A 21857-nucleotide genomic window follows, 5' to 3' on the forward strand; every position below is an offset into this window, starting at 1 on the left:
AGCATGTCCTACGCCACCGCCGACTCCAGTCGGCATCGCCTGAAATCCATCATCGGGGGGTCGACCGGCAATCTGGTCGAGTGGTTCGACTGGTATGTCTATTCGGCTTTCACCTTATATTTCGCACCGCATTTCTTCCCGTCGGAGAACCGCACCGCACAGCTTCTGAGCGCGGCGGCGGTCTTCGCGGTGGGCTTCGTCATGCGTCCGATCGGCGCCTGGGTGATGGGCATCTATGCCGATCGCAAGGGACGCAAGTCGGGCCTGACCCTGTCGGTCACGCTGATGTGCCTGGGCTCGCTGATCATCGCGGTGACGCCGGGCTATGCCACGATCGGCCTTGCCGCGCCCGCGCTGCTGGTGCTGGCGCGCCTGATGCAGGGCCTGTCGGTCGGCGGCGAATATGGCGCGAGTGCGACCTATCTGTCCGAGATGGCGGGCAAGGATCGGCGCGGTTTCTTCTCGTCGTTCCAATATGTCACGCTGATCTCGGGCCAGTTGCTCGCCATCTGCGTCCTGCTGATCCTTCAGGCGACGATGACCGAGGCGGCGCTGGACGAATGGGGCTGGCGCATTCCCTTCGCGCTGGGCGCGGTGCTGGCGGTGGTCGTCTTCTACATCCGGCGCGGCCTGGCGGAGACCAAGAGCTTCGAGAATACGAAGAAGGAGGGCGCGCCCAAGTCCGGCCTGATCCAGCTGTTCACCAAGCACCCGAAGGAAACGCTGACGGTCATGCTGCTGACCGCGGGCGGCACCCTCGCCTTCTATGCCTATTCGATCTACATGCAGAAGTTCCTGGTCAACACCAGCGGCTTCAGCCGTGAGGTCGCCAGTCAGATCAATGCCGTCACCCTGTTCATCTTCATGCTGCTCCAGCCCGTGGCGGGCGGCCTGTCCGACCGGATTGGGCGCAAGCCGTTGATGGTCGCGTTCGGCATTGCGGGCGTGCTGTTCACCTATCCGATTTTCTCGACGCTGGAGACGACGCGCGATCCGATGGTGGCGGGTGCGCTGGTGATGGCGGCGCTGATCATCGTGACCGGCTACACCTCGATCAACGCGGTGGTGAAGGCCGAGCTGTTCCCCGCCCATATCCGGGCGCTGGGCGTCGCCCTGCCCTATGCGCTGGCCAACACCATCTTCGGCGGCACGGCGGAGTCGGTGGCGCTGCTGTTCAAGCGGTCGGGCTTCGAACAGGGCTTCTACTGGTATGTCACCGCGATGATCGGCATCTCGCTGATCGTCTATCTGCGGATGCGCGATACGGGCAAGAACAGCCAGATCATCGAGGACTGATCCTCATCCACCCCGCGCCGCCAGCACGCGCGACACGATCGGGCCGAGGCTTTCCGCCTTGGCCCGATCCACATGCGAGATATGGGTAATCAGCGCCTGATCGAGCACGGTATCGATCGGTGACGCGGTCCGCACCTCCGGCAGCAGCGCCGCCAGTTCGACCACCAGCGCGCGGGCTTTGGCAGCGTTGGCGACTAGCTGCGCCAGTACCGCGTCGACCTCGACATGCGCTTCCCCCTCGCGCCAGCAGTCATAGTCGGTGACCATGCCGATCAACGCATAGGGAAGCTCGGCCTCGCGCGCGAGCTTCGCCTCGGGCATGGCGGTCATGCCGATGACGTCGGCGCCCCATTGCCGATAAAGATGGCTTTCCGCCCGCGTCGAGAATTGCGGCCCCTCCATCGCGAGATAGGTTCCGCCATGGACGACCGAGGCCCCGGCCCGCTCCGCCGCATGGGCGGCCAGCGTGGAGAGGCGTGGACAGACCGGATCGGCCATCGAGACATGGGCGACCAGCCCCGATCCGAAGAAGCTGGTATCCCGGTGCACGGTCCGGTCGATGAACTGGTCGACCGCGACGAAATGGCCCGGCGGCAATTCTTCGCGCAGCGACCCGATCGCCGAGATCGCCAGCACATCGGTGCAGCCCGCCAGCTTGAGCGCATGGATATTGGCGCGTGCATTAACCTCGGTCGGCGACAGACGATGCCCCCGGCCATGACGCGGCAGGAATACGAAGCGCACCGCACCGATCCGCCCCCGAACGAGCGTATCGGAGGGCGCCCCCCAGGGCGTGTCGAGGACCATCGTCTCGACATCCTCCATCGCATCGATCGCGTAGAGGCCCGACCCGCCGATAATCCCGATCGTCCAGTGCGTCATTCCAAATCCCCGTTTTCCAGCCACCTCCGCTACGCCGCGCCCACCACAAAGCAAAGGGGAGCACGGGAGGATATCCCGCACGCCCCTCGCTCGACCGCGATGGCTGGGGGGATTAGCCGTTCGCGGGAACCGTCGACGACGCCCCACCCTCGCGCAGGCCACCGCCCAGCGCGACATAGAGGGTCACGTCATTCTGGAGCGCGGCGCTGCGCAGCGTCAGCAACTGCTGTTCGGCGGAGAACAGGTTGCGTTCCGCATCCAGCACTTCGAGATAGATGGCGATGCCGTTGGTGTAGCGAAGCCGTGCCGTTCGGGCGAGGCGGCGCTGCGCATCGACCGCGCGGGTCTGCGCCTCGATCTGCTCGGCATAGCGGCGACGGGCGACCAGCGCGTCCGCCACTTCGCGGAACGCGCCCTGCACCGTTCGCTGATAGGCGGCGGTCAGTTCGTCGGCCTGGGCACGGCTGAGCTTCAGTTGCGCGTTGCGGCGACCCCAGTCGAAAATCGGCAGCAAGGCCGCGCCCTGCACCTGATATTGCCGCGAATTGCCGTCGATCAGGCTGCTGAGCGCGGGCGAGACGAAGCCCGCCAGCCCGGTCAGCGAGATGCTGGGCAGGAAGGCCGCGCGCGCCGCACCGATATTGGCGTTGGCCGCCAGCAATTGCTGCTCGGCCTGGAGCACGTCCGGGCGGTTGACCAGCAAGGCCGAGGGCAGACCCGGCCCGATATCCGCAAACTGCTTCTGGTCGCCCAGCCGCCGTCCGGCGGGAAGCGGACCGGCAATCGGTCCGCCGACCAGCACGGTCAGCAGATTCTGCGACTGGGCCACCGTCCGGCGAAGCTCGGCCAACTGCGTCTCGGCCTGGGTCAGCAGCGCCGCCGCCTGATCGTAATCGACGCTGGAGGTGACGCCCGCATCCATGCGACGCTTGGCGATGGCGAGCCCCTCGCGGCGGCTGGTGACGGTCCGCTCGGCGAGCGCGATCTGCTCCTCCGCCGCGCGGATCTGGAGATAGGTCGCGGCGACCTGCCCCACCAGTGACAGGCGGAACGTCCGCTCCGCCTCGATGGTCGCCAGATATTGCCGCCGCTGCGCCTCGGCCAGGTTGCGGACCCGGCCCCAGAAATCCAGCTCGAAGCTGGAAACGCGGGCACCGACCGCGAACTGGTTATAGGTGATCGAGGTCGGGTTCTGCGCGTCCCCTCCACCGGGCAAGGCGTCGCCGAAGCCGAGCGAATTGAGCGGCACGCGGGTCCGCGATGCCGATGCCGACGCATCCAGTGCGGGCAGGCGCTGCGCATCCTGGATGCGATATTGCGCCCTTGCCTGGGCGACACGCGCCACCGCCTGCGCCAGATCGCGATTATTGGCGAGCGCGGCGGCGATATAGGCCTTGAGCTGCTCGTCGGCGAAGAACTCGCGCCAGCCGATCTCGGCCGCCGTCCGGCTGCCCGTCATCGCCTCGGGATAGGAGGCGGACACGGGGGCGACCGGCTGGCGATATTGCGGCGCCAGGTTGCAAGCCGTCAGGGCGCTGGTCAGCGCCAGCGCGGCGGCGATGTGGGAAACGCCCTTACGCATGGGCTGGGCCCTCCTCATCGCCGGTTCGTGTCTCACGCTCGTGCGCTTCCTCTGCGGCATCCTCGGCCTCATGGTCATGTTCGCGGGCCAGCCATTTCTTCGCGGCGATGTAGAAGACCGGCGTGAAGAAGATGCCGAACGCGGTCGCCGCGATCATGCCGCCCATCACGCCGGTCCCGACCGCACGGCGGCTGGCCGCGCCCGCGCCGCTGGCGATGAACAGCGGCACCATGCCCAGGATGAAGGCCAGGCTGGTCATCAGGATGGGGCGCAGGCGCTGCCGCGCCGCCTCGACCGTCGCCTCGAAGGGCGTACGGCCCGCCTGCTGGTCCTCGATGGCGAACTCGACGATCAGGATCGCGTTCTTCGCCGCCAGACCGATGATCGTGATGAGGCCGACATTGAAATACACGTCCGCCGAAAAGCCGCGCAGGATCGTCATCAGCACCGCGCCGAGCACGCCGAACGGCACGACCAGCAATACCGCCAGCGGGATCGCCCAACTTTCGTAAAGCGCGGCGAGCAACAGGAAGACCACGACCAGCGACAGACCCAGCAGCAGGCCGATCTGGCCGCCCGCCTGACGCTCCTCATAGGCGGTGCCGGTCCATTCGAAGCTCATGCCCGCGGGCATCACCTCGCGCGCGATCTTCTCCATCTCGTTCAGCGCGGTGCCGGTCGACTGACCCTGAGCCGCCATGCCCGAGATGGTCAGCGACGGATAACCGTTATACCGCTCCAACTGCTGCGGCCCGTTTTGCCAGCGGACCTTCGTGAAGGACGAGAAGGGCACCATATTGCCCTGCGCATTGCGGACACGCAGCGCCAATACGTCCTCGGGCGACATGCGCTGCGGCGCATCGGCCTGAAGATAGACGCGCAACACATTGCCTTCGCGGACGAAATCGTTGGCATAGGCCGAGCCGAAGGCGATCGACAGCGTCTGGTTCACGTCGGCGATCTGAAGGCCCAGCGCGCGGGCCTGGATGCGATCGATATCGACATAAAGCTGCGGCGCCGGGCCCAGGCCTTCCGGGCGAACGCCCATCAGCGCGGGGTTCTGAGACGCCTTGGCCAGGATCGCGCCCTGCGCCTGTTGCAGCGCGGCCTCGCCCAGACCCGCGCGGTCCTCGATCTTCATCGAAAAGCCGGTCGCATTGCCCAGCGCCTGGATCGGCGGCGGGTCGAGCGCGAAGATCGTCGCTTCGGGAATCGACTGGACGAAGCCCATCGTCTTTCCAACCAGCGTGGTCGAGTTGTTCTCGGTTCCCTTGCGATCCGCCCAGGGCTTCAGGTTGACGAACGAGATACCCGCCGACTGGCCCTGACCGAAGAAGTTGAAGCCGGCGACCGACACGATATCGGACACTTGCGGCTGGGCATGGAGGAACGTCTCGACCTTGGTGATCGCTTCCCCGGTCCGCTCCAGCGTCGCGCCCGGTGCCGCGTCATAGGACACGAAGATATAGCCCTGGTCCTCGGTCGGCAGGAAGCCGCCGGGCACGCGGGTGAACATCAGGCCGGTCAGCACGACGACGACCGCGAACACCGCCAACCAGCGGACGGGGCGCGACATCATCCTCTTGACGCCGCCGGTATATTTCTCCGTGCCCCGACCGAACCTGTCGTTGAACCAGTTGAAGAAGCGGCGCGGCAAGCCGCGGACGCCCGGTCTGGGCTCGGTCCGATTGTCCAGATGCGCATCCTCCTGCTTGAGCAGCGTGGCGCACAAGGCTGGTGTCAGCGTCAACGCGAGGAGCGCGGAGAAGAAGATCGACACGGCCAGCGTCACCGAGAACTGGCGATAGATTCCCCCCGTGGAACCGGGGAAGAAGGCCATCGGAATGAACACCGCGACCAGCACCAGCGTGATGCCGATGATCGCGCCGGTGATCTGGCCCATCGCCTTCACCGTCGCGCGGCGCGGGCTCAGCCCCTCTTCGGACATGATACGCTCGACATTCTCGACGACGACGATCGCGTCGTCGACCAAGATGCCGATCGCCACCACCATGCCGAACAGCGACAGGGTGTTGATCGAGAAGCCGAACGCCAGCAGCCCGATGCATGCCCCGCCCAGCGCGATCGGCACGACGATCGCGGGGATCAGCGTCGCGCGCCAGTTCTGGAGGAACAGGAACATCACCAGGAAGACGAGGATCATCGCCTCGACCAGCGTATGGATCACGCTGTCGACCGAGGCGGTGATGAACGGCGTCGTGGTGAAGGGGACGCTCCAGGTGACGTCGGCGGGGAAGCTCGCCTGAAGCTGCTTCATCTTGGCCGACACCGCGTCCGCCGTCGCCAGCGCGTTCGCGCCGCTCGCCAGTTGGACCGCCAGACCGACCGTCTCCTTGCCGTTCAGGGTCAGGCGGAAACCATAATTGTCCTTGCCCAGCTCGACCCGCGCCACGTCGCCCAGCCGGATCGCCGAGCCATCGGGATTGGCGCGGATGATGATCTGCCGGAACTGCTCGGGCGTCGCGAAGCGGTTCTGGGTGATGATCTGGGCGGTGAACTCCGCCGTGCGGTTCAGCGGCTGCGCACCGATCGAACCGCCCGCCGTCTGGCTGTTCTGCTCCTGCACCGCCGCCAGCGCCTCCGACGCGGACAGGCCGTAGCCCGCCAGCTTCTGCGGATCGAGCCAGATGCGCATCGCATAGGGGGAGCCGAACAATTGCACGTCGCCCACGCCGTCGATCCGGCGAAGCTCGTTGCGGATGTTGTTCTCGGCGAAATTGCCCATCTCGACCGGGCTGGTCTTGCCCGATTTGGAGCTGAGCGTGATGACTTCCAGGAAGCCCGCCGAACTCTCGGTCACCTGAATGCCCAGCGCGCGGACCTCCTGCGGCAGGCGCGGTTCGGCGCGGCTCAGCCGGTCCTGGACCTGTGTGCGCGCGACGTCGAGATCGGTGCCGGGCTTGAAGGTGACGGTGATCTCCGCCGTCCCGTTCGAGCGGCTGGTCGAGGCCATGTAGAGGAAATTGTCGACGCCGTTCAGCTCCTTTTCGATGACGGCGGTCACCGACCGGTCCATCACTTCGGCATCGGCGCCGTTATAGTTGATCGCCAGGTTCAGCGCGGGCGGCGCGACCGAGGGATAGCTCTCGATCGGCAGCAGCCGGAGCGCGATCACGCCGAACAGCGCGATGAAGAGCGCGATCACCCAGGCGAAGACCGGGTGATAGACGAAGAAGCGGTTCATGAGAATCTACTCCGGCGATCAGCGGGCGGCGGCCGGCTGGCCGCCCTGCGCCTGTTGTCCGGCTTGCTGCCCCGGCGCCTGGACGCGGACCTTCTGGCCCGGCTGCACCTTCTGCCACCCCTCGGTGACCACCTTCTCGCCCGGCTTCAGGCCGGACAGGACCACCCAATTGCTGCCGACCTGCCCGCCCAGCGTTACGGCACGCGCCTGGACCGTGCCGGAGCTGTCGACCACCATGACGGAGGCCGCCTGGTTGCTGAGTTGCACCGCGCGCTGCGGCACCGAAATGCCGTTGCGGATGGTGCCCGCATTGACATGGGCGCGGACGAACTGACCGGGCAGCAGCATGCGGTTCTGGTTGGGGAAGCGTGCGCGCAACTGCTGGCTGCCCGTCGTCGGGTCGACCGTCTGCCCGGCAAAATCGATCTGCCCGGTCGGGCCATATTCGGTTCCGTCCTCCAGGGTGAGGCGCACCGTGATGTGCGACAGGTCGGGCAGGTTCAGCCCGCCCGAACGCGCCTGCCGGATCAGGTCGGTCAGCGCCGCGTTCGACTGGGTGAAGACGGCATAGATGGGCGACATCTGGTCCACCTGGGTCAGCGGCGTGGCCTGTGTGGCGCTGACCAGAGCCCCCTCGGTCACCTGCGCGCGACCCACCCGCCCGGCAATGGGCGCACGGACGATCGTATAGCTCAATTGCAACTGCGCGCGCGACAGGGCGGCGCGGGCATCGGCGACGCTGGCATCGGCCTGGCGGAGGTCGGATTGGGCCGCATCGAATTCCTGCGCGCTGACCGCCCGCTCGGCGACCAGCGGCTGGTAACGGCGGACGATCGAGGCGGCGTTGGCGCGCGCCGCCTGCGCCCTGGCGAGCGTCGCCTGAGCCTGCGTCACCTGGGCGCGATAGTCGCGCTGGTCGATGCGGAACAGCGGCTGCCCCTCCGCCACGTCGGTGCCCTCACGATAGAGACGCGCCTCGACGATACCGTCGGTGCGGGCGCGGACCTCGGCGGTGCGAACGGCCTCGATCCGTCCGGGCAGTTCGATGATGTTGGGCACGGCGGCCGACTGGACGGGGATGGCGGTCACCACCGGCGGCGGGGGCGCGGCCTGCTGTTGCTGCCCCCCTTGCCCGCATGCCGCCAACGCAAAAGCCATCGCCAGCGACGACCCGAAGCCGGAAAATTTGGACACGCCGAGAAACTCCCTGAACCACATGACATTTGAGTCATTCAGGTCCCTGTACCTCGCACCCCTAGAAAAGCAACGATGAGGTACAATTAAATTTGACCTACACGGTCGGAGGTCGCAGAAAGGGGATCATGGCCATCATAAAACGGACCGCTGGGCGCCCGACGCGAGAGCAGGCTCAGCATATCGACGATATCATTCTGACCGGCGCCAGAGAGGCGTTCTGCTGCCGGGGCATCGAGGGCACCTCGATGGAGGAAATCGCGTTGTCCGTTGGGGTTAGCAAGCACACCATCTATCGCCGCTATGCGGGCAAGATGGCATTGCTGGACGCCGTGGTGAGCCGCGATCTGGACCGGCTGAGCCGCGCGGTCCTCGACGTCGCATCGGACCCCGATCCGCTGGAGCGGCTCCACACCGCCGCCAGGCGATTCTTTTTCTTCTGCGTCGAGCCCGAGTCGATCCGCTTCATGGCATTTCTGACATCCGAGGCGGTTTTTTCGGATGAATTGCGCGAGCGTTTCGCGGCCTGGGACCGGATCATTTCGGAGCCGCTGATCGCCTGTATGCAAGACGCACAGGATGCGGGCGAATTGCGCAGGGATGAAACGCCGCTCAGCCTGTTCAACCTGCTGACCGACATGCTCGACGGGCCCAGCCGCCGGATGCAGTTCGCCATACCCGATCCGTTCGGCGGCTTGGACCCCGCCGCGTTCTTCGAGCATCGCTGGTCGGTGTTTCTCAAGGTCGCGACCGCAGGCTGAGCGGAACGCGAGCGGCCGCGTGGACGTTGGCGGGCCCATGGCCGATGACCTGCTGATCTTTCGCCCCGATGATGTCGATCTGTCGCGATCCCCGCTTCGGCGGGGCATATCCGAGTCGACCTATGTCTTGGGGGCGTTCAACCCGGGGATGACCCGGATGGCCAGTGGCAACCTGCTGCTGATGGTCCGGGTGGCGGAAGCGTTGAGCGAGCCGGTCGAGGGCGATCATGTCCGCGCCATCCGCTGGACCCGAGCGGGCTATGTTCTCGACCGCTATCCGCTCGACGCGGTCGACATGGCCGATCCCCGGCAATTCGCCATCAGGGGTGGGGCGCATCGTATCCTCGCCCTCACCTCGCTGTCATGGCTATTGCCGGTCGAGTTGACGCCCGATGGCGCGCGGATCGTCGCGGTCCATTACGACAAGGCGATCGAGCCCGAGGCGTCCTGGCAGGATTACGGTGTCGAGGATGCACGGATCAGCCGGGTCGGCGATCGCTGGTACATGACGACTTGCTCGGTTTCAGCGGAGCGGCATTCGACCACTCTCCACCTTTCCGACAATGGGCTGGACTATCGGCTGGCGGGGATCATCCTCGACCATCAGAACAAGGACATGCTGTTCTTCGAGGGGCTGGTCGAAGGGCGCTTCATGGCGCTGACCCGGCCGCTGGGCGAGGTCTATTTCGCCTATCCGGGGGACAGCCCCTTTGTCGGCGGCCCGTCGATCAACTTCGCGACCTCGCCCGATGCGCTCCACTGGAAACCGATGGAGGCGCCCGGTATTCGCGCCCGCAAAAGCTCGACCTCGGCGATGAAGGTCGGCGGCGGCACGCCGCCAATCCTGAGCGAGCAGGGCTGGCTGACCCTATATCATGGGGTGGAACGCCGCGATGCGGTGGGTATCTATCGCAGTTTCTGGGCGCTGTTCGACGCTGACGACCCCACCCGCATCCTGCGGATCGAGGACGACCGCCCGATCCTGGAGGCAGCCCCCACGCTGACCGCCTCCATCGCGCATCAGATGTATCTGCCGACCCCGGTCGTCTTCTCGACGGGTATCGTCGACATGGGCGACCATTATCTGGTCGCCAGCGGCGAGGCCGATCTGGCCTGTCGCATGACCCGCCTGCCCAAGAGCCTGTTCGCATGAGCGCAAGGCCCTGGTGGCAGTCCGCCGTTCTCTATCACATTTATCCCTGGTCCTTTCAGGACAGCGATGGCGACGGGATCGGCGACCTGCGGGGCGTCGAGACGCGGCTGGACTATCTCGTCGAACTCGGGGTCGATGCGATATGGCTTTCTCCCATATTTCCGTCACCTATGGCCGATTTCGGATATGACGTGGCGGATTATTGCGAGATCGATCCCCGTTTCGGAACGCTGGCCGATTTCGACTCGCTGCTCGCGTCCGCCCATGCGCGGGGACTCAAGCTCCTGCTCGACTTCGTGCCCAATCATAGTTCCGACCGGCATCCCTGGTTCGTCGAGAGCCGGTCGTCGCGGGATAACCCCAAGCGTGACTGGTATATCTGGCGCGACGCGGCGCCGGACGGCGGGCCGCCCAACAACTGGATCAGCGATTTCGGTGGCCCCGCCTGGACCTGGGACGAGGCGACCGGGCAATATTATTATCATGCCTTCCTGAAGGAACAGCCCGACCTCAACTGGCGCAATCCGGACGTGCGTGCGGCGATGCTCGACGTGCTGCGCTTCTGGTTCGCGCGCGGGGTCGACGGGTTCCGGATCGACGTGCTGTGGCACATCGTCAAACATGCGGGCTTTCCCGACAATCCGCTCAACCCCGATTGGGACCCCGCGACCGGTGAGATGAACCGGGTGTTCCAGCTTCACTCGACCGACCAGCCCGAAGTGCACGATATCGCCGCCGACATGCGCGCGATCGCCGACGCCTTTGGTCGCGAGGGGGACGAGCGCGTGCTGATCGGCGAGATCTACCTGCCGGTCGAGCGGCTGATGCGCTATTATGGGCAGCGGGGCGAAGGGGTCCATTTGCCCTTCAACTTCCAGTTGATCGACGCGCCCTGGGACACCCGCCATCTCGCCCGGATGATCGCCGAATATGAGGCCGCCCTGCCCCCCGGCGGCTGGCCGAACTGGGTGCTGGGCAATCACGACCGTCCCCGCAGCGCCACCAAGCGCGGCGCGGCGCAGGCGCGGGTCGCGGCCATGCTGCTGCTGACGCTGCGAGGAACGCCGACGCTCTATTATGGGGATGAGCTGGGGATGGAGAATGGCGCCATCCCCGCCGACCGCGTCCGCGATCCCCGCGAATTGCGCGAGCCGGGGTTGGGGCTGGGCCGCGATCCGGTGCGCACGCCGATGCCCTGGGACGACAGCGACCATGGCGGCTTCACTACCGGCGAGCCCTGGCTGCCGCTCGGACAAGACTGGCAGCGGCGAAACGTCGCGAGCGAACTGGTCGAGCTGGGATCGATGCTGGCGCTCCACCGCGCGCTCCTCGCCATCCGCCGGGTGACGCCCGCGCTCGCCACCGGCCCGATCCGGCTGATCGAGGCGGAAGGACCCGTGCTCGCCTATGAGCGCGAACAGGATGGCGAGCGGTTCGTCGTCGCGCTCAATCTGGGTCATACCCCCGCGCCGATCGATTTGCCGCGCAGTCGCCCCTTGCTGTCCACCCTCCCCGGCCCGCTGCCGGGCGGAACGCCGTCCCTGCTTCGCCCCGATGAGGGCCTGATCCTGAAAGTCGACGCCCTGCCATGAAAATCGCGATGATCGCCCCCATTGCGTGGCGCACGCCGCCGCGCGCTTATGGTCCGTGGGAGTTGGTGACGAGCCTGCTGACCGAGGCGCTGGTCGAGCGCGGCGTCGATGTGACCCTGTTCGCGACGCAGGACAGCCTGACGAAGGCGACCCTGGCCGGTCCCGTCCCCGCCCCTTATTCGGAGGACCCAAGCGTCGATGCCAAGGTGTGGGAAATGCGCCATCTCGCCGCCGTGTTCGAGCGCGCGGGCGAGTTCGACCTGATCCACAACCAGGCGGATTTTCCAGCGCACGCCTTTGCCGGGCTGGTCGATACACCGATGGTCACGACGATCCATGGCTTTTCGTCCGAGCGGATCGTGCCGATGTACGAGCCCTATCAGGATCGCGTCCATTATGTCGCGATCTCGGATGCGGACCGGCACCCCCGGCTGCGCTATGCCGAGACCATCCATCACGGCATTCCGATCGAAGAATTTCCTTTCGATCCAATTGGTAACGACGACCTTCTCTTCTTCGGTCGCATCCATCCCGACAAGGGCGCGGCGGAGGCGATCGTGGTCGCCCAGGCGACCGGACGCCGGCTGGTCATGGCGGGGATCGTCCAGGATCAAGGCTATTGGGAGCGGGAAGTCGCCCCCCATGTCGATGGCGAGCGCATCGTCTATCGCGGCCCCGTCGGCGGCGCGGAGCGGACCGCCACGCTCGGCCAGGCCAGGGCGCTGCTCCACCTCATCAATTTCGACGAGCCGTTCGGGCTGTCGGTGGTGGAGGCCATGGCCTGCGGCACCCCGGTCATCGCGATCCGGCGCGGGTCAATGCCCGAGTTGATCGAGGACGGCGTGAACGGCTTTCTGGTCGACAATGTCGACCAAGCCATCGCCGGGCTCGACCGCATTGGCGAGATCGACCGGGCGGCCTGTCGCGCGGTCGCGGCGGATCGCTTTTCGGTCGACCGGATGGCGGACCGCTATCTGGCGCTCTACCGCACCATATTGGGGCGGTGACCGGGGGCGTCAGCCGCGCAGCGACAGCGCCACCGCATCGATCCGGTGGAGCATGGTGACGAAGCTTTCCAGTTCCTCGGGCGTGAACCCGGCGAAGAGTTGCGCTTCCAGCTCCAGCGCCTTGGGCGCGACATCGGCGTAGAGCGTCCGCCCAGCCTCGGTCAGCACCAGCAGGTGCGAGCGGCGGTCGCCGTCATGCGCCGTTCGCTCCAGCAGCCCGCGCCCGACCATCGCGATCGCGGCGCGAGAGACGGTGACCTTGTCCATCCGGCTCCGTTCGCACACCGCCGACTGGGCGACCGCGCCCTCTTCCGCCACGATGGCGATCAGCCGCCACTCCGGAATCGTCAGGCCGAAAAGCTGCTGATAGGCGCTGGCGATATGATCGCTGACCAGGTTCGAGGTGATCGACAGACGATAGGGAAGAAAGCCATCGAGCCGCAATTCGCGAGATCGTAACATTTGACACCAATTCCCCATTCTGCGATTTAGTAACCAACGATACTGGATCAGGAGTTGGACGTCATGGCAACCACCCCGAACAATCCGCTGGGGCTGGACGGCTTCGCTTTCTGCGAATTCACGACCCCCGAACCCGAAGCACTGGCGCGTCAATTCGAGATGATGGGCTTCGTGCCCACCCATCGCCATCCGACCAAGGCGATCACCCGGTACAAGCAGGGCCGCATCACCCTGTTCCTCAATGTCGAGGACAAGGGCCAGGCGGCGGACTTCCGCGCCGAGCATGGCCCCTCGGCCAGCGGCATGGGCTTTTATGTGGCCGATCCGGCGGAGGCGTTCGACCATGCGGTGCGCGGCGGCGCGACCCCGGTCGATGCGGCCCAAGGCTGCCTGACCCCCGATGCCAAGGCCATCGAGGGCATCGGGGGCAGCTATCTCTATCTGGTGAAGGCAGGCGACGACCTGTTCGCCGACTGGAACGAGATCGCCGGCTGGCAGCAGGCGGAGGCGGAGAAGAATGTCGGGCTCGATCTGCTCGACCACCTGACCCATAATGTCCGGCGCGGCGAGATGCGGACATGGTCGGGCTTCTACTCGAAGCTGTTCGGTTTCGAGGAACAGAAATATTTCGACATCAAGGGCAAGGCGACCGGCCTGTTCAGCCAGGCGATGATCGCCCCCGACAAGGCAATCCGCATTCCCCTGAACGAAAGCCAGGACGAGAAGAGCCAGATCGAGGAATTCATCCGCGAATATAATGGCGAAGGCATCCAGCATCTGGCCCTGACGACCGACAATATCTACGAGACGGTCGAAAAGCTGCGCGCCAACGGCGTGCGATTGCAGGACACGATCGAGACCTATTACGAACTGGTCGACAAGCGGGTGCCGAACCATGGCGAGGACCTGGACCGGCTGAAGCGCAATCGCATCCTGATCGACGGCTCGGTCGAGAATGGCGAGGGCATCCTGCTCCAGATCTTCACCGAGACGATGGTCGGCCCGATCTTCTTCGAGATCATCCAGCGCAAGGGCAATGAGGGCTTCGGCAACGGCAATTTCCAGGCGTTGTTCGAGAGCATCGAACTGGACCAGATCCGGCGCGGTGTCATCACGGTGGATGCCTGAGCATCCACCGATGCGCGCACGAAGGTACGCGAGCAAGCCCGGCCAGCGTGGCCCAGCCAGCGCATAAGGCGCGGCCCTTCGACTGACTGCCAAGGCAGTCGCTCAGGACAGGCTTGACCACGTCTGACGCGCTGGCATGTTGTGGAGAGGAAAGAGATGACAACATCCTACATCCCCGGCTTCGGCAACCATGTCGCGACCGAGGCGGTCCCCGGCGCGCTCCCCATCGGCCGCAACTCGCCGCAGCGCCCCGCCTTCGGACTTTATGCCGAACAACTCTCAGGCACCGCCTTCACCGCGCCGCGCCACGAGAACCGCCGTTCCTGGCTCTACCGCCTGCGCCCCACGGCCGAGCATCCGCCCTATGAGCGCTACGACGGCGCGCCGCGCTTCGCCCCCGGCACCAGCGACATCCCCCTGCCCCCGAACCGCCTGCGCTGGGACCCGGTGCCGATGCCGCAGGCGGGGACCGACTGGATCGACGGGATGACGACGATGCTCGCCAACCGCGACCCCGCCGATCTGGAGGGCGTCGCGGTCCATGTCTATGCCTGCAACCGCGACATGGAGAGGGTGTTCGTCGATGCGGACGGCGAGTTGGTCTTCCTGCCGCAAGCCGGGCGGCTGACGATCCTGACCGAACTCGGCCGGATCGACATCGCACCCGGCCAGATCGCGCTGGTGCCGCGCGGCGTGCGGTTCCGTATCGAACTGCCCGATGGCGAAGCAGCGGGTTATGTCGCCGAGAATCACGGCAGCCTGTTCCGCCTGCCCGACCTTGGGCCGATCGGTGCGAACGGCCTGGGCAATTCGCGCGATTTCGAAACGCCGGTCGCCTGGTTCGAGGATCGCGACGAACCCACGCCGGTCGTTCAGAAATTCCTCGGCTCGCTCTGGACGATGACGCTGGACCACAGCCCGCTCGACGTGGTGGCGTGGCACGGCAATCTCGCCCCCTGGCGCTACGACCTGTCGCGCTTCAACACGATCAACACGGTCAGTTTCGACCATCCCGATCCGTCGATCTTCACCCTGCTGACCTCGCCCAGCGACGTGCCCGGTCGCGCCAATGCCGACCTGGTCCTGTTCCCGCCGCGCTGGATGGTGGCGGAGGACACGTTCCGCCCGCCCTGGTTCCACCGCAACGTCATGTCGGAGGCGATGGGCCTCATCACCGGGGCCTATGATGCCAAGGCGGAGGGCTTCCGCCCCGGCGGCCTGTCGCTGCACAATCTGATGGCGGGCCATGGCCCCGACCTGGCGAGTTGGCAGGGAGCGAGCGCCGCCGATCTGAAGCCGCACCGGATCGAGGGGACCATGGCCTTCATGGTCGAAAGCTGCTGGCCCTATCGCCCCACCGCCCATGCGCTGACCCATGCGCAACTCGATTATGACGCGGTGTGGAAGGATTTTCCCAAGGCCCGGCTGCCATGAGCCTGACGCTGCACGGTTACTGGCGGTCGAGCGCGGCGTATCGCGTTCGCCTGGCGCTGGCGTTGAAGGGTCTGTCCCATACCGGCATCGCGCATGACCTGCGCATCGGGGCCCAATGGGAGGCGTCCTATCGCGCGCTTCAGCCGCAGGGGCTGGTGCCGGTGCTCGAAGGCCCGGACGGCGCGCTGATTCAAAGCCCGGCGATCCTCGAATGGCTGGAGGAACGCTATCCCGACCCGCCCCTGCTGCCCAGCGACAGCGCGGGGCGGGCCGTGGTCCGGGCGATGGCGGCGATCATCGCCTGCGACATCCATCCGATCAACAATCTGCGCGTCCTGACGATGCTGCGGCAGGAGATGGGCGCGGATGAAGAGGCCGTCCGCCGCTGGATCGCGCATTGGGTCGGCGAAGGCTTTCAGGCACTGGAAACGCTGATCGCGCGGCATGGCGGGGGCTATGCCTATGGCGACACGCCGACGCTCGCCGACTGCCATCTGTTGCCCCAGGTCTATAATGCCGAGCGGTTCGGGGTGGACCTGAACCCCTACCCCCATCTGACCGCCGCGGCCGCGCGGCTGCGCCAGCGCGTGCCCGAGGCTGCGCCCGAGGTGCAGGGCGACGCGGCATGAGCGACGAACGCCTGTCCGCCACGCCGCCGGGGATCGCGCTCGGCCCGCTCGACACGATCGCCGACGGGGCCGCGCGCAATTTCGTGCTTCAGATGCGCGCGGGCCGGTTCCATGGCTTCATCGTGCGACAAGGGAATGCGGTGCACGGCTATGTCGACCGCTGTCCGCATATGGGCCTGCCACTGGCGCAGCAACTCGACGCCTATCTGACCCCGAACGGACGGCGGATCGCCTGTTCCTGGCACGGCGCGCTCTTCGCGGTCGAGGACGGCGCCTGCCTGGGCGGGCCATGTATGGGACAGCGGCTGACGCCATGGCCGGTCACGGTCCGCGACGGGGCGATCGTCACGGCGTGACGGCCGTCACTTCGGCATGGGCGATCGCCTGTAGCCGCGCGACCAGCCGGGGTTCGAGCCCCAGGTCGCGCGCCGCCCGCTCCTGCTCGCCCAGCCGCCGGACGTCGAAGCCGGTGACCTTTCCGAAGATCACCAGCGCCTCCAGATAATAGCCCGCCGCGCTGGCATGATACTGGTCCCAGGTCCACAGATCGACCTGACCGAAGGCGATGCCGTCATAGGGGTTGGGATCGGCGACCCGCTCCGCCCAGGCGCGGTTCCACGCCTGCCCGACCGGGATGGTGCCCGAAATCTCGGGAAAGCGTCGCAACACCCCGGCATTGGCGACCGCCAGATCCTCGGCCATCGCGGTGACTGCCCGGCCCCGCCACGGGCTGGGCACGCGATAGGTCAGGTCGGCACGGCTCCAGGTCGAGACCAGCTCGACGCGGACCCTGGGGTTGGCCCGCCGCATCATCGCCGCGATCGACCCCGCCGCCTCGGCATGGCGGGTCGGATCGCCGGGGCGTTGCGCGTCGAGCGTGCTATAGCCCTGAAGGATCACCACATCCCAACGCGCATCGATCTCGCGCCGCTTGTGCTCGTAATGAAAAGCGAGGTCGCGCCCGCCCGCCGTCTCCAGACTGACGGTCCAGTCCTGTCCCGCCTGCTCGGCGAAGGTCTTGAACAGCGCAGGCACGCCGCCGATCCCCTCGCGGTTCAGGTCGCGGACCAGATCGGGGCGATAGCGCATGACCGGCGAATTCGCGCCGAAGGTGAAGCTGTTGCCGACGAACAGGATCGATTCGGCTGCGGCGGGCGCCGCCATCGTCATCGCCGCTATCGCCGCTATCCAGCCCTGCGTCCGTCGCATCTTATCCATCCCCATTCGATCCCGTCTTTGCGTCATGTGGCCGAAGCCGACCGGCGCGCGCAACCCGCGACTTGATGGCCTCGGCAATATACCCTATACCCCTATCCGTTATGGCGCATGTCACCACCAGCAAGGAAAAGATCGTCGCGCGCGTCCGGCGCATCGCGGGACAGGTCGCCGCGATCGAGCGATCGGTCGTCGCGGAGGCCGATTGCGCCGAGACGCTTCACCTGGTCGCGGCGGTTCGCGGGGCGGTGGCGGGCCTGATGGACGAACTGGTCGAGGATCATCTCCATGCCCATGTCGCCGCGCCGGGGCAGAGCGATGCGGAGCGCAACGCCGCCGCCGCCGAACTCGCCAAGCTGCTTCGCCGCCATTTCCGCTGAGCCCGATGAGCCCGTACCGTATCGCAAAGGACGATGTCGTGACCACCCACAGCCATGATTATCTGGGCCATGCCCATGACGAAAATGCGCGCCGCACCCGGCTGGTCGTCTGGCTGTCGGCGGGGATGATGGTGGGGGAGATCGTCGCGGGCTATTGGACCGGATCGATGGCGCTGCTGGCCGACGGCTTTCACATGGCGACCCATGTCGGCGCGCTGGGGATCGCGGCCCTCGCCTATTCCTATGCCAAGCGGCATGTCGCCAATCCCCGCTATAGCTGGGGCACCGGCAAGGTCGGCGAGTTGGCGGGGTTCGGATCGGCGATGGTGCTGGGGCTGGTGTCGCTGGGCATCGCCTATGAATCGATCATGCGGTTGAGCGATCCGCACCCCGTCGCGTTCGGCGATGCGATCTTCGTCGCGGTGCTGGGCCTCCTCATCAACCTGATTAGCGCCTGGATGCTGGGCGGCGGGCACGGACATGGCCACGATCAGGGCCACTCGCACGGTCATCATCATCACGGGCACGACCATGCGCATGACCGGCATGGCGGCGACACCAATATGCGTGCGGCCTATATCCATGTGCTCGCCGACGCGCTGACTTCGGTCATGGCGATATTGGCGCTGGTCGCGGGGCGGTATCTGGGCTGGCTGTGGCTGGACCCGGCGGTGGGCTTGCTGGGCGCGGTCGTCATCGCCAACTGGTCGGTCGGGCTGATGCGGCAGGCGTCCGCCGTTCTCCTCGACGCCGCCGACCCCGTGCTGGCGAGCGAGGTCCGCAACCGGGTCGAGGGGCCGGGAGACCTGCGTATCCACGACTTCCATATCTGGCGGATCGGGCCGACCGCCCATGCGGTGGTGCTGGCGGTCGAGGGACTCGACTTCACGCCCAGCAGCGCCAGCATCCACCAGCGGCTGGACGGGATGAGCGCGCTCGGCCATGTCACCATCGAAGTCCGCTAACACCTCGTTCAGCGCGGGACGCTAAGTACAGGACCTGTTAATCGACTTGCGCAAGAGACGTCGGATTGCTTCATCCTTGCGGGGCTGGCGGCCGAGGACGAGCCACCAGACCAACTGATGATCGACACCACCCACCTGAAGGCGCATCGGACAGCGGCCAGCCTGCTCAAAAAGGGGCTCGAGCGATGCTCTCGTTCCCCGATGCATCGGGCGTACCAAGGGGTGGTCTGAACTCCAAGCGGCACGCTGTCTGCGAAGATCATGGCCGCCCGCGCGTCATGCTCCTTACCGAAGGGCAGATGAGCGACTACAAGGGCGCAGCCCTCATGTTCGAGGCAAGGCCGGCCGCTCCCAGAACATGTTCGGTCGCCTCAAGAGCCTGTCCCGGCCAAGGTCGGGGACTGGCGACGCATCCACGCCTGCTACGGCCAATGCGCCCACGCCTTCATGTCCGCCATCGCCCTCGCCGCATCCGTCCTCTTCCGGATCAATCAATGAGTACGGAGCCAAGCTTCCCCACGCGTCGAATGCACCGGCGCACGTTTTACTTTGATAGGATCGGGCAGGACATTGATCGGATCGGCGTCGCCGGTCGCACGCTTGCGGCGTATCTCCGGCTCATTCATTCCCACAGGAGAACCATCACATGCGTATGCGCCAAATTGGCCATAGCGGCCTCTTCGTGTCCGAACTCTGCCTGGGCACCATGACCTTCGGCGGCAGCGAGGGCATTTGGGGCCAGATCGGCCAGCTTCGCCAGGATGAGGCCGACGCGCTGGTTCGAACCGCGCTCGATGCCGGCATCAACTTCATCGACACCGCCAATGTCTATGCGGGCGGCGAGAGCGAGCGCATTCTCGGCCAGTCGCTCAAGAACCTCGGCGTCGCACGCGACGATGTCGTGATCGCGACCAAGGTGCTGGGGCCGGTCGGCGACGGTCCCAATGCGCGCGGCGCGTCGCGCGGCCATATCCTCAGCCAGTGCAAGCAGAGCCTCCAGCGGCTCGGCCTTGACCATATCGACCTCTACCAGATCCACGGCTTCGATCCCGCGACGCCGATCGAGGAGACGCTGGAGGCGCTCGACACGCTCGTCCGTCACGGTCATGTCCGCTATCTCGGCCTGTCCAACTGGGCCGCGTGGCAGGTGGTGAAGGCGGTCGGCATCGCCGACGCACGGCGGCTCGCGCCGATCCTGTCACTCCAGGCCTATTACACGCTGGTCGGCCGCGACCTGGAGCGCGAGATCGTGCCGATGCTCCGGTCCGAGAAGATCGGGCTGATGGTGTGGAGCCCGCTGGCGGGCGGCTATCTGTCGGGCAAGTATGACGGCGAGGGCCAGGCGGCGGACGGGCGGCGCGCGAATTTCGACTTTCCGCCGGTCGATCGCACCCGTGGTTCGGTGGTGATCCCCGAGATGCGCCGGATCGCCGAGACGAAGGGCTGCACCGTCGCGCAGGTCGCGCTCGCCTGGCTGCTCCACCAGCCGGTGGTGACGAGCGTGATCGTCGGAGCCAAGCGGGTCGACCAGCTCACCGACAATATTGCCGCGACCGAGGTGTCGCTCGACGTCGACGATCTCGCCGCGCTCGATGCGGTGACCAAGCTGCCAGCGGAATATCCCGGCTGGATGCTGGAGCGCCAAGGCGGCTATCGCGCCTGACGGTCGCAGGTTCGGCGGGACGGATTTGCGACCGTCCCGCCGCGCCGGCCCGCCCTCTCAGAGGCAGCGGATCACTTGAGCGGGATACGGCCTGTCCGGGCAGTATAAGCGGAGACTGGAAAACCAGATGCTTATGCCTGGCGCGCCGCGATCTCATTATCATAGGGTATGCCGTGCATCATAGCTGAGCATGGCAGGCCCCCACCAGCGATCGCCGTTACCGTGGACCGTTGGGGATCAGGACGATCTTGCCCGCGAAATTGCGATCTTCCAGCAGGCGATGGGCGGCGGCTCCCTCGCTCAGCGGGAAGGCAGTGATGGCGGGCGCGGTAATCGTGCCGGTCCGCAAGGCTGCGAACAGCCGGTCGGCGCGGCTCTGTCGGCTTTCCGTACGGTTCAGATAGGTCCAAAGATCGCCGCCGACGACGCCCTTGGACTCCTCCATCAGCGACAGCGGATCGATCGCGGGCGGCGTACCACCCGCCTTGCCGAAGATCACCACGCGGCCACCGGGACGCAAGGCGGCGAGGCTGTCGTGGAGCGTGGTGACGATCGAGTCATAGACCACATCGACGCCGTCTCCGGTCGCCCGCCGCACCTTCGCCACCCAATCGTCATAGCCATAGACCGCGCTCGCACCATTCGACCGCGCCTGTTCGCGCTTGGACGGGGTCGAGGCCAGTGCGTGAACCTCGGCGCCCAGCGCCACCGCCATCTGGGTCAACAGCCGCCCGACTCCGCCCGACGCGGCCTGGATCAGCACCCGGTCGCCCGCCGACAGCCTGCCGCTATCCTCGACCAGATATTGCGCCGTCACCCCTTGCAGCAGCGCGGCGGCCGTGCGGTCGTCGACATCGTCCGGTAGCGCGACCAGGCGCTGGGCGGGCGCGCAGACCCGTTCGGCATGGGCGCGGGGCACGTCGAGAAACTCGACCCGCTGCCCGACCCGCCAGCGATCGACAGCGTCCCCGACCGCGACGATCCGGCCCGCGCCCTCATAGCCGCCGATCCATGGCGCCTCGCCGTCGAGCACATAAATCCCTTGGCGGCGATATATGTCGGCGAAGTTCAGGCCTATCGCGCTGGTCTCCACCAGCACCGAATCGGCGTCCAATGCCTGATCCGGAAGAGCGCCATAGCGCAGGACCTCGGGTCCCCCGAACCGATCGAAGAACAACGCCTTCACCGCTCTATCCTCGACACGCCCATCGCCGATCATCCTTGTCCTGGTTGCCAATGACCGGAGGATGCCTGCTGGACCGTGGCGGAAACAGCCGCATAGGATGCGACGTCTTCGAACCAGGGGTTT

Annotated in this window: 19 protein-coding genes; 12 read left to right on the plus strand and 7 right to left on the minus strand. The window is 66.3% G+C overall.

The features are described 5' to 3' along the window. Positions 1-3 precede the first annotated feature (3 nt). Positions 4-1296, plus strand: a complete 1293-nt coding sequence (locus QE379_RS11875) for an MFS transporter (RefSeq protein ID WP_307000783.1) — start codon at positions 4-6, stop codon at positions 1294-1296. Between the two features lie 3 nt (positions 1297-1299). Here the strand turns inward: QE379_RS11875 and mtnP are convergent, their stop codons facing one another. The 4 genes from mtnP to QE379_RS11895 all read right to left on the minus strand — a co-directional run bounded on the left by mtnP (position 1300) and on the right by QE379_RS11895 (position 8159). Beyond that, positions 1300-2178, minus strand: coding sequence for an S-methyl-5'-thioadenosine phosphorylase (gene mtnP, locus QE379_RS11880; protein ID WP_307000785.1), 879 nt, complete (start codon positions 2176-2178; stop codon positions 1300-1302). 112 nt (positions 2179-2290) lie between these two features. Further along, the gene (locus QE379_RS11885) at positions 2291-3760 is read right to left on the minus strand and encodes an efflux transporter outer membrane subunit (RefSeq protein ID WP_307000787.1); all 1470 of its coding nucleotides are present in this window, start codon (positions 3758-3760) and stop codon (positions 2291-2293) included. Beyond that, positions 3753-6965, minus strand: a complete 3213-nt coding sequence (locus QE379_RS11890; RefSeq protein ID WP_307000789.1) for a multidrug efflux RND transporter permease subunit — start codon at positions 6963-6965, stop codon at positions 3753-3755. Before QE379_RS11890 ends, QE379_RS11885 begins: the two co-directional genes overlap by 8 nt. 18 nt (positions 6966-6983) lie before the next feature. After that, positions 6984-8159 carry an efflux RND transporter periplasmic adaptor subunit gene (locus tag QE379_RS11895; protein ID WP_307000791.1) on the minus strand — a complete coding sequence of 392 codons (1176 nt, stop codon included), beginning with the start codon at positions 8157-8159 and terminating at the stop codon, positions 6984-6986. Positions 8160-8287: 128 nt separating this feature from the next. On the opposite strand from QE379_RS11895, the gene QE379_RS11900 reads away from it, so the two are divergent. Genes QE379_RS11900 through QE379_RS11915 form a run of 4 tightly spaced genes read left to right on the plus strand, consistent with a single transcriptional unit; the run spans position 8288 to position 12672 of the window. Further along, entirely contained in the window at positions 8288-8920 is a 633-nt protein-coding gene (locus QE379_RS11900) for a TetR/AcrR family transcriptional regulator (RefSeq protein WP_307000795.1), read from the plus strand. A gap of 37 nt (positions 8921-8957) precedes the next feature. Continuing rightward, on the plus strand, positions 8958-10073 hold the full coding sequence (locus QE379_RS11905; protein WP_307000797.1) for a glycosidase: 1116 nt from the start codon (positions 8958-8960) through the stop codon (positions 10071-10073). After that, complete coding sequence (locus QE379_RS11910) at positions 10070-11665, plus strand: alpha-amylase family glycosyl hydrolase (RefSeq protein WP_307000799.1); 1596 nt, start codon at positions 10070-10072, stop codon at positions 11663-11665. Before QE379_RS11905 ends, QE379_RS11910 begins: the two co-directional genes overlap by 4 nt. After that, entirely contained in the window at positions 11662-12672 is a 1011-nt protein-coding gene (locus tag QE379_RS11915; protein WP_307000801.1) for a glycosyltransferase family 4 protein, read from the plus strand. Before QE379_RS11910 ends, QE379_RS11915 begins: the two co-directional genes overlap by 4 nt. Positions 12673-12681: 9 nt before the next feature. On the opposite strand, the gene QE379_RS11920 is transcribed toward QE379_RS11915, so the two are convergent. Then, a complete protein-coding gene (locus tag QE379_RS11920) occupies positions 12682-13134 on the minus strand; it encodes a MarR family winged helix-turn-helix transcriptional regulator (RefSeq protein ID WP_307000803.1) in 453 nt (150 codons plus the stop codon). Between the two features lie 63 nt (positions 13135-13197). Between QE379_RS11920 and hppD the strand changes: the two genes are divergently transcribed. From hppD to QE379_RS11940, 4 genes are all read left to right on the plus strand, one after another. Then, positions 13198-14262 (plus strand): 4-hydroxyphenylpyruvate dioxygenase, encoded by a 1065-nt coding sequence (gene hppD, locus QE379_RS11925; RefSeq protein ID WP_307000805.1) that lies wholly within the window; start codon positions 13198-13200, stop codon positions 14260-14262. A gap of 156 nt (positions 14263-14418) precedes the next feature. Then, the gene (gene hmgA, locus QE379_RS11930; protein ID WP_307000807.1) at positions 14419-15696 is read left to right on the plus strand and encodes a homogentisate 1,2-dioxygenase; all 1278 of its coding nucleotides are present in this window, start codon (positions 14419-14421) and stop codon (positions 15694-15696) included. Beyond that, positions 15693-16325, plus strand: a complete 633-nt coding sequence (gene maiA / locus QE379_RS11935; protein WP_307000809.1) for a maleylacetoacetate isomerase — start codon at positions 15693-15695, stop codon at positions 16323-16325. The genes hmgA and maiA overlap by 4 nt, the downstream gene beginning before the upstream one ends. Beyond that, positions 16322-16681: a Rieske (2Fe-2S) protein gene (locus QE379_RS11940; protein WP_307000811.1), complete on the plus strand. Its 360-nt coding sequence runs from the start codon at positions 16322-16324 to the stop codon at positions 16679-16681. Before maiA ends, QE379_RS11940 begins: the two co-directional genes overlap by 4 nt. On the opposite strand, the gene QE379_RS11945 is transcribed toward QE379_RS11940, so the two are convergent. Continuing rightward, entirely contained in the window at positions 16671-17534 is an 864-nt protein-coding gene (locus tag QE379_RS11945; RefSeq protein WP_307000813.1) for a PEP-CTERM sorting domain-containing protein, read from the minus strand. The two genes, QE379_RS11940 and QE379_RS11945, sit on opposite strands and share 11 nt — an antisense overlap. A gap of 110 nt (positions 17535-17644) precedes the next feature. Here QE379_RS11945 and QE379_RS11950 point away from each other — a divergent pair, with 110 nt between their 5' ends. From QE379_RS11950 to QE379_RS11960, 3 genes are all read left to right on the plus strand, one after another. After that, positions 17645-17920, plus strand: coding sequence for a metal/formaldehyde-sensitive transcriptional repressor (locus tag QE379_RS11950; protein ID WP_307000814.1), 276 nt, complete (start codon positions 17645-17647; stop codon positions 17918-17920). A gap of 5 nt (positions 17921-17925) precedes the next feature. Continuing rightward, a complete protein-coding gene (gene dmeF, locus QE379_RS11955) occupies positions 17926-18885 on the plus strand; it encodes a CDF family Co(II)/Ni(II) efflux transporter DmeF (RefSeq protein ID WP_307000816.1) in 960 nt (319 codons plus the stop codon). Positions 18886-19531: 646 nt separating this feature from the next. Further along, the gene (locus tag QE379_RS11960) at positions 19532-20548 is read left to right on the plus strand and encodes an aldo/keto reductase (protein ID WP_307000819.1); all 1017 of its coding nucleotides are present in this window, start codon (positions 19532-19534) and stop codon (positions 20546-20548) included. 217 nt (positions 20549-20765) lie between these two features. Here QE379_RS11960 and QE379_RS11965 read toward each other — a convergent pair whose 3' ends face one another. Further along, entirely contained in the window at positions 20766-21767 is a 1002-nt protein-coding gene (locus tag QE379_RS11965) for a quinone oxidoreductase (protein WP_307000820.1), read from the minus strand. Positions 21768-21857 lie beyond the last annotated feature (90 nt).

It is taken from the genome of Sphingomonas sp. SORGH_AS_0879 (assembly GCF_030819175.1).
Taxonomy (GTDB): Bacteria; Pseudomonadota; Alphaproteobacteria; order Sphingomonadales; family Sphingomonadaceae; genus Sphingomonas.

Excerpts from the sequence above, each read along its gene's own strand:
- QE379_RS11950 (WP_307000814.1), top strand. The coding sequence starts at position 17,645 with ATGGCGCATGTCACCACCAGCAAGGAAAAGATCGTCGCGCGCGTCCGG.
- QE379_RS11900 (WP_307000795.1), top strand. The coding sequence starts at position 8,288 with ATGGCCATCATAAAACGGACCGCTGGGCGCCCGACGCGAGAGCAGGCT.
- hppD (WP_307000805.1), top strand. The coding sequence starts at position 13,198 with ATGGCAACCACCCCGAACAATCCGCTGGGGCTGGACGGCTTCGCTTTC.
- QE379_RS11940 (WP_307000811.1), top strand. The coding sequence starts at position 16,322 with ATGAGCGACGAACGCCTGTCCGCCACGCCGCCGGGGATCGCGCTCGGC.
- QE379_RS11890 (WP_307000789.1), bottom strand. The coding sequence starts at position 6,965 with ATGAACCGCTTCTTCGTCTATCACCCGGTCTTCGCCTGGGTGATCGCG.
- QE379_RS11905 (WP_307000797.1), top strand. The coding sequence starts at position 8,958 with ATGGCCGATGACCTGCTGATCTTTCGCCCCGATGATGTCGATCTGTCG.
- QE379_RS11875 (WP_307000783.1), top strand. The coding sequence starts at position 4 with ATGTCCTACGCCACCGCCGACTCCAGTCGGCATCGCCTGAAATCCATC.
- QE379_RS11915 (WP_307000801.1), top strand. The coding sequence starts at position 11,662 with ATGAAAATCGCGATGATCGCCCCCATTGCGTGGCGCACGCCGCCGCGC.
- dmeF (WP_307000816.1), top strand. The coding sequence starts at position 17,926 with ATGAGCCCGTACCGTATCGCAAAGGACGATGTCGTGACCACCCACAGC.
- maiA (WP_307000809.1), top strand. The coding sequence starts at position 15,693 with ATGAGCCTGACGCTGCACGGTTACTGGCGGTCGAGCGCGGCGTATCGC.
- QE379_RS11885 (WP_307000787.1), bottom strand. The coding sequence starts at position 3,760 with ATGCGTAAGGGCGTTTCCCACATCGCCGCCGCGCTGGCGCTGACCAGC.
- hmgA (WP_307000807.1), top strand. The coding sequence starts at position 14,419 with ATGACAACATCCTACATCCCCGGCTTCGGCAACCATGTCGCGACCGAG.
- mtnP (WP_307000785.1), bottom strand. The coding sequence starts at position 2,178 with ATGACGCACTGGACGATCGGGATTATCGGCGGGTCGGGCCTCTACGCG.
- QE379_RS11945 (WP_307000813.1), bottom strand. The coding sequence starts at position 17,534 with ATGCGACGGACGCAGGGCTGGATAGCGGCGATAGCGGCGATGACGATG.
- QE379_RS11960 (WP_307000819.1), top strand. The coding sequence starts at position 19,532 with ATGCGTATGCGCCAAATTGGCCATAGCGGCCTCTTCGTGTCCGAACTC.
- QE379_RS11965 (WP_307000820.1), bottom strand. The coding sequence starts at position 21,767 with ATGATCGGCGATGGGCGTGTCGAGGATAGAGCGGTGAAGGCGTTGTTC.
- QE379_RS11910 (WP_307000799.1), top strand. The coding sequence starts at position 10,070 with ATGAGCGCAAGGCCCTGGTGGCAGTCCGCCGTTCTCTATCACATTTAT.
- QE379_RS11920 (WP_307000803.1), bottom strand. The coding sequence starts at position 13,134 with ATGTTACGATCTCGCGAATTGCGGCTCGATGGCTTTCTTCCCTATCGT.